Source organism: Halobacillus sp. K22 (genome assembly GCF_052246795.1).
In the GTDB taxonomy this organism is placed as follows: Bacteria; Bacillota; Bacilli; order Bacillales; family Halobacillaceae; genus Halobacillus.
Genome location: NZ_JBQQCN010000023.1, coordinates 33,968 through 46,446 on the forward strand (window position 1 = coordinate 33,968; position 12,479 = coordinate 46,446).

14 protein-coding genes are annotated in these 12,479 nt (G+C 43.1%); all 14 read right to left on the minus strand.

The features are described from left to right. Nucleotides 1-25: 25 nt before the first annotated feature. Nucleotides 26-982 (minus strand): DNA-binding protein WhiA, encoded by a 957-nt coding sequence (gene whiA / locus ACTWPM_RS15550; RefSeq protein WP_443133937.1) that lies wholly within the window; start codon nt 980-982, stop codon nt 26-28. 35 nt (nt 983-1,017) lie between these two features. Next, the gene (locus tag ACTWPM_RS15555) at nt 1,018-1,971 is read right to left on the minus strand and encodes a gluconeogenesis factor YvcK family protein (RefSeq protein WP_443133938.1); all 954 of its coding nucleotides are present in this window, start codon (nt 1,969-1,971) and stop codon (nt 1,018-1,020) included. Between the two features lie 3 nt (nt 1,972-1,974). Continuing rightward, complete coding sequence (gene rapZ, locus ACTWPM_RS15560; RefSeq protein ID WP_014644245.1) at nt 1,975-2,859, minus strand: RNase adapter RapZ; 885 nt, start codon at nt 2,857-2,859, stop codon at nt 1,975-1,977. Between the two features lie 17 nt (nt 2,860-2,876). Then, nucleotides 2,877-3,344 (minus strand): 8-oxo-dGTP diphosphatase, encoded by a 468-nt coding sequence (locus ACTWPM_RS15565; protein WP_443133939.1) that lies wholly within the window; start codon nt 3,342-3,344, stop codon nt 2,877-2,879. Nucleotides 3,345-3,562: 218 nt separating this feature from the next. Then, entirely contained in the window at nt 3,563-4,513 is a 951-nt protein-coding gene (gene trxB / locus ACTWPM_RS15570; RefSeq protein WP_443133940.1) for a thioredoxin-disulfide reductase, read from the minus strand. A 194-nt stretch (nt 4,514-4,707) separates the two neighbouring features. Continuing rightward, nucleotides 4,708-5,724, minus strand: coding sequence for a tetratricopeptide repeat protein (locus tag ACTWPM_RS15575; protein WP_443133941.1), 1,017 nt, complete (start codon nt 5,722-5,724; stop codon nt 4,708-4,710). 86 nt (nt 5,725-5,810) lie between these two features. Further along, on the minus strand, nt 5,811-6,434 hold the full coding sequence (gene hisIE, locus ACTWPM_RS15580; protein ID WP_443133942.1) for a bifunctional phosphoribosyl-AMP cyclohydrolase/phosphoribosyl-ATP diphosphatase HisIE: 624 nt from the start codon (nt 6,432-6,434) through the stop codon (nt 5,811-5,813). Then, complete coding sequence (hisF, locus tag ACTWPM_RS15585; protein ID WP_443133943.1) at nt 6,431-7,189, minus strand: imidazole glycerol phosphate synthase subunit HisF; 759 nt, start codon at nt 7,187-7,189, stop codon at nt 6,431-6,433. The genes hisIE and hisF overlap by 4 nt, the downstream gene beginning before the upstream one ends. Further along, nucleotides 7,189-7,920 (minus strand): 1-(5-phosphoribosyl)-5-[(5-phosphoribosylamino)methylideneamino]imidazole-4-carboxamide isomerase, encoded by a 732-nt coding sequence (hisA, locus tag ACTWPM_RS15590; RefSeq protein ID WP_443133944.1) that lies wholly within the window; start codon nt 7,918-7,920, stop codon nt 7,189-7,191. Before hisA ends, hisF begins: the two co-directional genes overlap by 1 nt. A 12-nt stretch (nt 7,921-7,932) precedes the next feature. After that, nucleotides 7,933-8,562: an imidazole glycerol phosphate synthase subunit HisH gene (hisH, locus tag ACTWPM_RS15595; protein WP_443133945.1), complete on the minus strand. Its 630-nt coding sequence runs from the start codon at nt 8,560-8,562 to the stop codon at nt 7,933-7,935. Then, a complete protein-coding gene (hisB, locus tag ACTWPM_RS15600) occupies nt 8,563-9,156 on the minus strand; it encodes an imidazoleglycerol-phosphate dehydratase HisB (RefSeq protein WP_443133946.1) in 594 nt (197 codons plus the stop codon). Continuing rightward, on the minus strand, nt 9,153-10,427 hold the full coding sequence (hisD, locus tag ACTWPM_RS15605) for a histidinol dehydrogenase (protein WP_443133947.1): 1,275 nt from the start codon (nt 10,425-10,427) through the stop codon (nt 9,153-9,155). Before hisD ends, hisB begins: the two co-directional genes overlap by 4 nt. Next, the gene (gene hisG, locus ACTWPM_RS15610) at nt 10,427-11,062 is read right to left on the minus strand and encodes an ATP phosphoribosyltransferase (protein ID WP_443133948.1); all 636 of its coding nucleotides are present in this window, start codon (nt 11,060-11,062) and stop codon (nt 10,427-10,429) included. Before hisG ends, hisD begins: the two co-directional genes overlap by 1 nt. Continuing rightward, on the minus strand, nt 11,055-12,239 hold the full coding sequence (locus tag ACTWPM_RS15615; RefSeq protein WP_443133949.1) for an ATP phosphoribosyltransferase regulatory subunit: 1,185 nt from the start codon (nt 12,237-12,239) through the stop codon (nt 11,055-11,057). Before ACTWPM_RS15615 ends, hisG begins: the two co-directional genes overlap by 8 nt. Between the last annotated feature and the right edge of the window lie 240 nt (nt 12,240-12,479).

Consider the following 12,479-nt stretch of genomic DNA (forward strand, 5'->3'; position numbering starts at 1 on the left):
TAGCATGAATTATTGTGGAGAAACATTAATTTCTTGTGTTTTCTGTGACTTCTCCTCTTCGAACTTTTTCAGCAAACTCATCTATTTTACGCAGGCGATGATTGATACCGGATTTGCTTATGGCTGCTCCTGATACATATTCCCCAAGTTCTTTTAATGAAACATCCTGATGTTGTAAACGCAAGGAGGCAATCTCCTGAAGTTTATCAGGTAAAGCTTCAAGACCAACAGTGCGCTTAATAAATTTAATGTTTTCTACCTGGCGGAATGCTGCTCCAATTGTTTTATTTAAGTTAGCCGTTTCACAATTCACTAAACGATTGACAGAATTCCTCATGTCTCTAACAATACGCACATCCTCGAACTTAAACAATGCCTGATGCGCCCCAATATTACTAATTAGTTCAGTAATTTTATCAGCTTCTTTCAAATACGTAATAAACCCCTTCTTTCTTACCAGGGTGCGAGCGTGCAGACCAAAACTATTCATCAGTTTACACAACGCTTCGTTGTGTTCCTCATCAGAAGAATAAATCTCGAGGTGGTAAGAAGAAGTTTCTGGATTATTGACCGAGCCTCCTGCCAAAAATGCTCCTCTCAGGTAGGCACGCTTACAACACGTATCATTTAAATACTTTTTAGGAATCTCCGGATTAATGGATAATGGACCTTTCAGAATTTCCAAGTCATGCAGCACCTGCTCAGCGTTTTCAGAAAGACGTACAATATACACGTTGTTTTTTTTCAACCGCATTTTTTTCCGCACCAGAAGTTCTACTGGATAGGGATACAATTTTTTGATGAGCATATACGTCCTTCTAGCTATGGCTGCATTTTCCGTTTGGATATCCAATATATAATGACGGTTGGAAAAGGAAAAAGTACCGTTCATTCTAATCAATGCTGCTAATTCTGACTCCAGACAGCAAGTATCTGCCTCTACGTTCGTCAGTTCTTTTTTTATCTCCGATGCAAATGACACAGCTGGACACCTCCCTCTGACAACAAGCCTCTTAATTAAAGCATCGAGTGCAATAATCGAGTAAGCTTATCTGTATCATGACGCAACATGGCTTGACTTTCATCTATAATATCTTCTTCCACTACTTCAATACCCATTGATTTAATACGCTCGATGTCATAAATGACAGGTTCAGCATTTTCTTTCGCATATGCTTTCTTTACTTTTTGTTCAATCGGCTGATTGTGAACCACGATTGAGTTAATGACGTCTTGACCAATATGATCAAATAACGCCTTCAAGTGGTCTCCTGCGGTATAACCTGAGGTTTCCCCTTCTTGGGTCATAACATTACAAACATACGTAACTTTTGCTTTCGTCTCCCTTAAAGCCTGACCAATCTCAGGGATAATAATATTAGGTAGAATACTTGTATAGAGACTTCCTGGAGCGATGACAATTAGATCCGCTTCCTTAATTGCACTTACAGCTTCTGGAAGCGGCTGGACAGGTGTAGGACTTACAAATACCTTTTTTATTTTTTTCTGTTGTTTAGGAATGCTGGATTCCCCTGTGACAATTGTACCGTCTTCCATTTCCGCATGCAGATTCATGGAATGATTTGCAATTGGGTAAATGTGCCCTCTCACGTTCAATACACGAGAGATCTCTTTAATTCCCTGATAAAAATCTCCGGTCATGGAAGCAAGAGCAGCCAGCAGTAAATTACCCATGGAATGACCAGATAACCCATTTCCATCTGCAAAACGGTGTTGGAAAAGATCAAGGAGCATCGGCTCAGCATCTGATAAAGCAGCCACCACATTCCTTATATCACCTGGGGCCGGTATGGCCATTTCATTGCGAAGTTTTCCTGAACTTCCTCCGTCATCGGCAACGGTAACAATTGCAGATAGGTCAATAGGCAGATTTTTTAGTCCCCGCAGAAGTACCGGCAGACCGGTGCCTCCACCTATAACCACTACACGGGGTGCGTCTGTATGATCCATCCTTTACAAACCTTTCCTTTTATCAATATCTCTATGGGTCACGTGTGTGACGTAATCATTAGAGAAATATTCCGATAAATATTCTGCCAGTGCCACAGAACGGTGCTGGCCACCCGTACAGCCTATGGCTATTACCAGCTGGCTCTTACCCTCCCGTTTATATTGCGGAAGCATGAATTGCAGTAAATCTTTAAGCTTCTCCAGAAACTTCTGCGTATCAGACCACTTGAACACATAGGAAGAAACTTCTGTAGTCAGCCCGGTAAGCGGCCGCATGTGTTCTACATAGTGAGGATTCGGCAGAAAGCGAACATCGAACATCAAGTCTGCATCAATCGGAACACCGTATTTAAAGCCGAATGAAACCATTTGAACAGAGAATACCTGCTGTTCACGCTGGCGATAGCTTTCCACAATGCGCTCTCGAAGTTCTTTAGGCTTTAAAGATGTGGTATCAATCAGTGTTTGGGCACGTCCTCGCAGCTCATCGAGCATTTCACGTTCTTTACGAATTCCTTCCAGTGGAAGTCCTTCTTTTGCTAAGGGATGAGATCGGCGGGTTTCTTTATAACGGGAGACCAGAGCTTGATCTTCAGCATCCAGGAATAAGATCTGCTCGTGTATCCAGTCTTCCTTACCAAGTCGATCTAGTGAATCAAAAAGAGAGTCAAAAAATTCTCTGCCTCTTAAATCCATAACTAATGCGACACTTTGAATGTTATTTGTAGAATCCTTCATTAATTCAAGGAATTTAGGAAGCAAGGCTGGCGGCAGGTTGTCCACACAAAAAAAACCGAGATCTTCAAAGCTTTGAACAGCCACGGTTTTCCCTGCCCCTGACATTCCGGTAATAATCACTAACTGAGTATTGTTCGCTTCTTCTTGCATCCTCGATCGCTCCTCATTTAGTCAGGTCGTGACGGATCCATATCCTTATCAATGAGCTGGAAGTCCGTCGTATATACAAATGTCCCATAAATTTGATCATTGCTATTTAAAATGTGTTTGAATATATGGCGGTCTCCCTCAGCCATTGGTTTACCAAGTACCTCATCTACAGGTACCCACTCGAGTTCACCTTCATCACTTGTCTCAAGAAGATTTCCAGAAGCAGAGGTACAGTGAAAGGTGAACATCATCCATTCTTGAACAGTTTTCTCGCCTTCACGCATAATAAAAGTAAACGATCCTCTTAATTCCGGGTCGTTAATTTCAAGTCCTGTTTCTTCTTTAAATTCACGGATAGCAGAATCTTTAATATTTTCACCGTTCTCCATTTTACCTCCAGGTGCTACATACCAGCCCCTTCTCGGTTTTTTCAACATTAATATGGAGTCATTCATTCTTAGAATACAATTAGCTACACGTTGCAACTTACAGTCACCTCATTTTCTTTCTAGAGGACATCATCCCTCATTATACAATGAATATGTCAGAAGCTACAATATTATAATTCGAAGCACAAAAAAACACACAGGTGATAAGCACCTGTGTTTAATAGAGATATCTATTAGAAGGGGGTCATTCATCAACTACATTATAACTTATATTTGTTTCACAAGTGTTACAGCATAGTTAATTTGCAGTAATTTTAATTGACCATCTTCAGCTCTTCTAATAGGTTCTCAATATAATGCTGAGCAGATTGTGCAGCGATACTGCCATCGCCTGTAGCTGTTACAATTTGACGCAGTTCTTTTTCACGGATATCCCCTGCAGCAAACACGCCCGGCACTTTAGTTTCCATTTTTTCATCCGTTTCAATATAGCCTTGCTCATTGGTGACGCCGAGGCTTTCAAAGGGCTTACTTAGTGGAATAAGACCTATATAAATGAATGTACCATTCGTATTAAATTCATACTCCTGGTTTGTTTTCTTATTGTGAAGAGTAACACTGCCTACTTTGCCATCCTGTTCGTTAATGGATGTAACAACGGTGTCCCATATGAAATCAATTTTGTCATTATCGAAAGCACGATCCTGAAGAATTTTTTGAGCGCGAAGCTCATCACGGCGGTGTACAATCGTCACTTTACTTGCAAAGCGGGTTAGATATACGCCTTCTTCTACGGCTGAATCCCCTCCACCTACAACTACAAGCTCCTTGTCACGAAAGAATGCGCCATCGCATACTGCACAGTAGGATACGCCACGGCCGCCTAATTCTCTCTCTCCAGGTACACCAAGCTCCTTATATTGAGCGCCTGTCGTAATAATGATTGTGCGTGCTTTATATTCTTTTTTGCCTGCTTTAATCGTTTTGTACTCTTTTCCATCGATCACTTCTTTAATATCTCCGTAAGCATACTCAGCTCCGAATTTCTTTGCGTGATCAAACATTTTATTAGAAAGATCTGGTCCAAGAATGCTTTCGTAGCCTGGGTAGTTCTCTACATCTTCCGTGTTAGCCATCTGCCCGCCCGGGATTCCGCGTTCAAGCATTAGAGTATCAAGGTTGGCTCGGGAAGTATAAACGGCTGCAGTCATTCCTGCTGGACCAGCCCCTGCGATAATAACGTCATAAATTCGATCTTCCGTCATCCGTTATCAGCTCCTTGTTTCAGTGTGTATCCTGATGCCTTTGTTCATTTCATGTTCATATCATATTAAAACAAATAAAAACCGTCCATTAATGTGCTTATGACACAGTGCGCTTCTTCCCTATAAACCTACAATTTTCGCCATAAAGACATGCAGTCCTGAGAACAAGGTGATGGCACGGTTCTTTTTTTATACTAGTACTCTTTCCAGGGCCCTTCTTCGTTACTCAATGTCGGAAATTGCTGACACCCTTTTTCCCATAATTGTAAAGCTTTCGAAGGATTACCTGTATGATACACCGAAATACTGTACCATTTATAATAGACTCGTCTTCTCGTAACCTGACGGTCTCTCAAATTCTGGAACCGTTCCACCGCTTCCGCGTAAAAACCTGCTCTTGCCAGCGTCTCAGCGACAGCTAATTTTTGCTGACTATGCATAGGATAGACATTGCGTAGGAGATGAATATGATGCATAGCTTCTTCCCTGTCCCCCTGCATAATAAGGAAAGCAGCCAGGTTTACATGGCTGTGTATATTTTCAGGTTCTTTTTCCAACCATTCTTGCTCAATATCGATAGCTTCCTGTTGATTCCCGCTCATGAACAGCGCATAAGCGTACTTGTGCTTCGCCATCTGAAAGTCAGGAAAGAGCTGCATCATTTCATGTAATAAGCTTAACGCCTGCTCCCACTCTTCATGTTCAAGATGATAGAAAGCGGTCTCCTGATATATCAATAAATCATCTTCATCATCAAAAGCCCACTCATCATCATCTTCTTCTTCATCCACTGACTCAAGCATTTCAAGAAGCTGCTGGGATGCTTCCTCAAACTCTCCATCTTCTGACTGTTCAAGATAGGTTTCTGCATACTTTTTCGCATCACTTAATAAGCCAAGATGAGCGTAGTTGTTGGCCATTAAATAGTAACAATCCACATATTCTTTTCCAAACCGAGCCAATACTTCCGTAAGCAGCTGGTTAGCCGCGTGATATGAACCAATTTCGGTATAAACCACTGAAAGCTGGCAAGGATAAAGTGGTTCATCAGGTGCTGCTTCTATTGCTTTTTTAAGCCACTTTACAGCCACATTGAAACGACGCTTTTGAAACGCCTGAATCCCATGGGTGAAATAAAAGTTTCCAGATGGCAGAAAAGGGATAATATTCGTATTTTCTTGAGCAGCTGTGCTATTTAGTGATGTCGTCATGAGCGTCCCCCTATTTCCGTTACAAATCTCACTAATAAAGCAGTATAACATAGAAACGTGTTATGAAATAGGAGATTCTGTAACTTTTAAGAGTGCCGTTCTTCCAGAACTGTCAGTACGTCATCAAGCGAAACTCCCCGATCAGTCAGAATGAGAAGCAAGTGGAAAAGCAGATCAGCTGATTCCAGGGCGATTTCCTCTGGATCATTATTTTTAGAGGCAATGATGACTTCGCCGGCTTCTTCTCCAATTTTTTTGGCGATCCGGTCTACACCTTCACTGAATAATTTAGCTGTATATGAACCTTCCGGAAGAGTAGATTTTCGTTCAGCTAGTGTACTTTGCAACTGGTCCAGAATTTGATAGCGATTCTCTTTTACGTATCCTTCCGTATCTGTCAATGATCCGGAAAAGCAGCTATAATCTCCTTTATGGCATGCTGGTCCGTTTGGAACTACTTGAACGAGTAACGCATCCTGGTCACAGTCGAAATGTATACTTTCTAGTTTCTGTGTATTTCCGGAGGTTTCCCCCTTGTGCCATAACTCTTGTCGGGAGCGGCTAAAAAAAACTGTTTCCCCAATTTCCAACGTTTTTTCTAACGATTCTTTATTCATATAGGCCAATGTTAATACAGCCTTTGAACGCGCATCCTGCACAATAGCAGGGATAAGCCCCTGTTCATCGAATTTCAGATCATTTACATTCATCTCACGATAACCCCTTTTTCTTTCAAATAAGCTTTAACATTCGCAACTGACGTTTCTTTATAATGGAAAATCGAAGCAGCTAAAGCGGCATCCGCATCGACTTCAGTAAATACATCATAGAAATGCTCACTCGAACCAGCCCCGCCTGAAGCAATGACCGGTACGCTGACCACTTCCTGTACTGCCTCCAATAAAGGAAGGTCAAAACCTGTTTTTTCCCCATCTTTATTCATAGATGTCAGGAGGATTTCTCCGGCTCCACGCCGGACTGCTTCTTCAGCCCACTCGGTCACTTTCCATTCAGAAGGGGTACGCCCTCCCCGAGTATAAACGCGCCACGTTCCCCATTCTTCATCAAAACGTGCGTCTATCGCCACAACGATACATTGGCTGCCGAAATAGTCCGCTCCTTCTGTAAGCAGTTCCGGCCTGTTCACCGCTGATGAATTTAAAGAAACTTTATCAGCTCCGTTTCTTAAAGTTTCTTTAATATCTTCCAGTGTCCGGATTCCTCCGCCGACTGTAAAAGGAATAGCCAGTTCTGAGGCTACCGATCGAACAACATCAATCATAGTTTTCTTTCCTTCATGAGTTGCTGAGATGTCTAGAAAAACTAATTCATCCGCTCCTTGCTCGTCATAAACCTTTGCAAGCTCTACTGGATCTCCGGCGTCACGAATATCGACGAATTGAATCCCTTTCACTACTCGTCCTTCCTTCACGTCCAGGCATGGAATAATTCGTTTGGATAACATTAGCTTTCCTCCAATTCAAGGGCTTCAGAAAGAGTAAAACGATCGGTATAAAGAGCTTTCCCAACAATGGAGCCAATGACGTGACGGCTCTGGTAATTTTTGAGTATCTTTAAATCGCTCAGCCCCTGGATGCCTCCAGAAGCAATCACATTGACTTTTGTCTCATCGGCTAACCGGACAATTTCTTTTACGTTAGGTCCAGATAGCATCCCGTCTTTAGCAATATCGGTGTATATAAACGTTCTTGCTCCTGCCTCGGCTAATTCACGCCCTAAATCAACTGCCTGGATTTGTGAACTTTCCAGCCATCCTGCTGTCGAGACATAGCCATCTCGTGCATCGAGACCGATTACGATACGGTCTCCATAGCTTCTAAGAAGAGATTTTGTTAATTCAGGATCACGAACAGCCAGTGAACCGATAATCACTCGATCAACTCCCTGGTCCAAATAGAAACGTACATCCTCCTCACTGCGAATTCCTCCGCCTATTTGCACGCGGGAAGACAATTCCTTCGCTGCACGAAGAACGTGCTCCGCATTTTTTCTTGAACCTTCTTTTGCCCCGTCAAGGTCTACCATATGAATCCAGGAAGCACCTTTTGAAGAGAACTCACGGGCCACTTCGTAAGGGTCTTCTCCGTAAACCGTCTCCTTATCGAAGTCTCCCTGCTCAAGGCGTACACATTTGCCATTACGCATATCAATTGCTGGATAGATTGTAAAACTCATCTCAAAAACTCCTCACTGTTTGACCATTACTTTGCAAAAATTCTCCAAGAGCTGCATGCCGGCTCTCCCACTTTTTTCAGGATGAAACTGACTCGCTACCAGGTTATTACGGCCCACGATGGCCGGTACTTCCAGGTGATAATCGGCTGTTGCATAGAGGATCGATCGATCAGGAGTCTGCACGACAAAGGAGTGGACAAAATAAACATAATCTACTTTCACATTGGCGAGCAGCGGCTCTTCCGGCTGACGTAGGTTCATCTGATTCCAGCCCATATGGGGAACTTTGTAGGAGGTCCCCTGTTCATTCACCCCTGGAAATCTAACAATTTTGCCAGGAAAGAGGCCCAGTCCTTCGGTATCTCCGCCTTCCTCACTGGCTTCAAATAAAAGCTGCATACCTAAACAAATTCCGTAAATCGGCACACCAGCTTTGACTTTTTCTTTTATAAAAGGAACGAATCCATGTTCTTCCAATGCCTTCATGGCATCCGGAAAAGCACCAACACCAGGCAGAATATAACCATCACAGTCCTCAATCTCAGCAGGCCGTTCACCAAACTTATAAGGAACTTCCAAACGCTCTAAAGCTTTAGAAACACTGAATAAATTCCCCATTCCATAATCTATGATTCCTATCATTTATAAACTTCCTTTCGTACTTGGCACTCCTTGAACACGGGGATCAATTTGAGTTGCTTCATCAAGCGCACGAGCAAGAGCTTTAAACATGGCTTCAACAATATGGTGCGTATTATGTCCATGGTGCAGAACGATATGGAGATTCATCCTGGCTTCAACCGCAAATTTCCAAAAAAACTCATGTACATTTTCCGTATCAAAGGTGCCGAGGCGGTCTTTAGGTAACTCCGCTTTCCATTCCAGGTGTGGACGGTCACTAAGATCCACCGCTACTGTGACAAGCGTTTCATCCATAGGGAGAGTCATGGAACCATATCTTTTCATGCCAAATTTGTCCCCCAGGGCTTCCCGGAAGGCCTGCCCCAGACAAATACCGATATCCTCCGTTAAATGATGATCATCGACTTCCACATCTCCATGTCCTTTAACGGAAAGGTTAAACAGACCATGCTTTGCAAAGAGCTCGAGCATATGAGCTAAAAACGGAACCTGCACATCCAAATCTGCTTTACCAGAACCATCGACGGAAATGCCAAGTTCTATATTGGTTTCTCCCGTTTTACGTACAATTTCAGCGTGCCTTTCATTGGTCATTTCCATCTCTCCTTCCGTGTATCAATTGCCCTTGCGTGAGCTTCTAACCCTTCCAGCCGGGCATAACGTGCAATCTTGTCCCCATGTTTCTTCAGTGCCTCTTCACTGTAGGAAATAACACTCGATTTTTTAAGAAAATCGTCTACATTCAAAGGACTGGAAAAACGGGCCGTTCCATTAGTCGGAAGTACATGGTTAGGACCGGCAAAATAATCACCGACAGGTTCGCTGCTGTAAGGTCCGAGGAAGATAGCACCAGCGTTTTTTATTTTGCCTAAGTGCTGAAATGGATCATCTGTAACAATTTCCAAGTGTTCAGGGGCGATTTCATTTATTGTAGTAATAGCTTCGCTCCACGTATCGCATATGAGGATCATGCCGTAATCCTCCACACTTTTACGGGCAATCTCAGCACGAGGTAAATCCTTCAATTGGTCCTTCACTTCTTGCTGCACCTGTTCAGCAAGCTGCTGACTCGTTGTTACAAGAACACTTGAAGAACGGGCATCGTGCTCCGCCTGAGACAGAAGATCAGCGGCTACTTCAGAAGCAAGGGCCGTTTCATCTGCCAAAATAGCAATTTCACTGGGACCGGCAATCATATCGATATCTACATCTCCATACACTTCCCTTTTTGCAAGTGCAACAAATACATTTCCCGGGCCAGTAATTTTATCTACTGCAGGTACGGTCTCCGTCCCATATGCGAGTGCTGCAATTGCCTGAGCACCACCCGCTTTATAGACGTCCTCAATGCCAAGAATATGGGCAGCAAGTAATACACCATCCGGGACTTTGCCATTTTCTCCTGGTGGTGTGACCATCACAATTCGCTCAACTCCGGCCACCTGAGCAGGAATCACATTCATAAATACAGAAGACGGGTAAGCTGCTGTGCCTCCAGGTACATACACTCCTGCAGCTTCAATAGGAGTGATTTTCTGACCTAAAATTGTACCATCCTCTGAAGAATCAAACCAGGAGGTGGATCGCTGTTTTTCGTGAAAGGCACGTATATTGGCAGCTGCTTCTTGTAAGATCTCTACAAATTCGCCATCAAGCGATTCATATGCTTCTTCAAACTCTTCCGGTGTAACTTTGTACTGTTCAAGCTTCACCCCGTCAAAACGTTCAGTATAGTTAAGGACAGCCTGGTCACCTTGAGCTTTCACATCATCAATAATCGCTTGAACGGTTTTTCTCTGTTCCTCAGTTCCTTGCTCTACACGGCGGCGTAACGAAACACCGTCACTTTTTCCAATGATTTTCATTACTTTATCCCCTCCATGACATCACTGAGGTTCGTCACCATGTGCTCAATCTCTTCACTCTTCAAACGATAGCTGACTGGATTTACAATCAAGCGAGAGGTGATATCAGTAATCTTTTCATATTCCACCAGACCATTTTCTTTCAAGGTTCTGCCTGTAGAAACGATATCCACGATTCGGTCGGCCAGCCCAATTAATGGCGCCAATTCAATCGACCCATTAAGCGGTATAATTTCAATCTGCTCGCCTTGTTCACGGAAATAATTGGAAGCCACCTTTGGATATTTAGTGGCAATCTTCGGTGCAATCCGGCTGAGAGGCTGGTTCGGCACGCCTGCCACGGCTACGTAACACGGGCTGATTTTTAAATCGAGGACTTCATAGACATCACGATCCTGTTCCAAAAGTACATCTTTCCCGGCAATTCCAAGATCAGCGGCACCATATTCAACATAAGTGACTACGTCCATCGGCTTTGCCATCATCACACGAATATTTTGCTCAGGGAATTCAAGTATAAGCTTTCGGGACTCTTCAAGATCTGCCCCTAAGTCGTAACCCGCCCTTTTCATAAGCTCAGCTGCTTCTTCGTATATCCGGCCTTTCGGCATCGCGATTGTCAGACGTTTACTCATTCTGACCACCTCCTACCTGTGTAAAATCAATTGTATTAGCTAATTGAGCGAAAAAAGCAGGGAGATCCGGTATCTGATCTACATGCTGTAGAAGGACAGCATAACCTTCGTTACGGTATTGATCTGCTTTTCTTTTCCCCTTTGCATACGAATCATCGTCTACAATAATGCCGATTCTTTCGTCCCGATCTTCTAAATCATTTAACGCTTCTACCAGGCGCTCTAAATGAATGGCAAAGCCTGTAGCTGATGCATTCAATTCAAAAGACGGAAGCAGCGTGTCATAACGTCCTCCGTTACAAAGCAAAGCACCTAGATTAGGCGCATACCCTTCAAAAAGAATACCTGTGTAGTATTCCATATGGCTGATTAGATTTAAGTCAAATTGAATGTAGTCTTCTACTCCGTTTACTTTTAATAAACGGTAGAGCTGTTTCAATTCATTGACCGCCTGCATACACGATTGATTACGCGCGAGCGAACGACTGGCTTCAAAGATTTCTTCTCCTCCTCGAAGTGAAAGAAGCTCTAGCAGAGCTTGTTTTTTATCTTCAGAAATAGAGAGTGACTTCACACATTCTCTGAATCCAACATAGTTTTTTCTATATAAGTAATGAAGCAGGGTTTCCATCGTTTCTTCATCATCTCCGAGAAGATCACTGAAAAATGCTTTCACATAACCAATGTGGCCAACGGTAATAACAAAATTATCGAGGCCCGTCTGTTTAAGAGAATCAACAAGCAGGGCAATCACTTCCGCATCTCCATAAGAGGAGTGGTCACCTATCAATTCTGTTCCTACTTGCTCAAATTGCGCAGGTTTACCCCCTTCGGCCTGCTGCGCACGAAAAACTGGACCGTCATAAGCCAGACGAAGTGGAAACTCTCCGTTTTTTAACTGTGAAGCGGCTACACGGGCAATCGGTGCCGTCATATCCGGCCTTAGTACAAGTGTATGTCCTTGCTGATCCAAAAGTTTGAATAACTGTTGATCCAGCGTCGCACTCACTTTCCCTACTGTATCGTGATACTCCATAAGCGGTGTATCCATAAATGAGTAGCCATATGACAAGATGGCTTCTGATAACTGTCTTCTCGCTTTCGACTTTTGATTATAAAAAAAAGGGAGCGTGTCGCGCATCCCCAGTGGCTTTTCAAACATTAACCGTTTAACCAATGGTATTCATTCCTTTCGACAAATCCTTTAGCTTGCTAATATGCTAACAAAATAAAGATACAGCGTCAATGCTCAATCTCTCCCTTATGTTCCCCTTCCTATCATAGCAGAAACAATAGTTTCGGTCTTATTTAAGAGGAAAAGAAGTATAAGGAAACCCGCTTATAGAGAACTCTTGTTTTTATGAGCAAGTAGTTGGATCAACCTGTATCCATTTAGTAACTCGGACAAATCAATGGC

What these genes read in the sequence shown, in the direction of transcription:
- hisD (WP_443133947.1), bottom strand. Translation starts at nt 10,427, where the DNA reads ATGAAAATCATTGGAAAAAGTGACGGTGTTTCGTTACGCCGCCGTGTA.
- hisA (WP_443133944.1), bottom strand. Translation starts at nt 7,920, where the DNA reads ATGAGTTTTACAATCTATCCAGCAATTGATATGCGTAATGGCAAATGT.
- hisIE (WP_443133942.1), bottom strand. Translation starts at nt 6,434, where the DNA reads ATGAATGTAAATGATCTGAAATTCGATGAACAGGGGCTTATCCCTGCT.
- rapZ (WP_014644245.1), bottom strand. Translation starts at nt 2,859, where the DNA reads ATGCAAGAAGAAGCGAACAATACTCAGTTAGTGATTATTACCGGAATG.
- trxB (WP_443133940.1), bottom strand. Translation starts at nt 4,513, where the DNA reads ATGACGGAAGATCGAATTTATGACGTTATTATCGCAGGGGCTGGTCCA.
- hisF (WP_443133943.1), bottom strand. Translation starts at nt 7,189, where the DNA reads ATGTTATCCAAACGAATTATTCCATGCCTGGACGTGAAGGAAGGACGA.
- ACTWPM_RS15555 (WP_443133938.1), bottom strand. Translation starts at nt 1,971, where the DNA reads ATGGATCATACAGACGCACCCCGTGTAGTGGTTATAGGTGGAGGCACC.
- hisG (WP_443133948.1), bottom strand. Translation starts at nt 11,062, where the DNA reads ATGAGTAAACGTCTGACAATCGCGATGCCGAAAGGCCGGATATACGAA.
- ACTWPM_RS15575 (WP_443133941.1), bottom strand. Translation starts at nt 5,724, where the DNA reads ATGACGACATCACTAAATAGCACAGCTGCTCAAGAAAATACGAATATT.
- hisB (WP_443133946.1), bottom strand. Translation starts at nt 9,156, where the DNA reads ATGACCAATGAAAGGCACGCTGAAATTGTACGTAAAACGGGAGAAACC.
- hisH (WP_443133945.1), bottom strand. Translation starts at nt 8,562, where the DNA reads ATGATAGGAATCATAGATTATGGAATGGGGAATTTATTCAGTGTTTCT.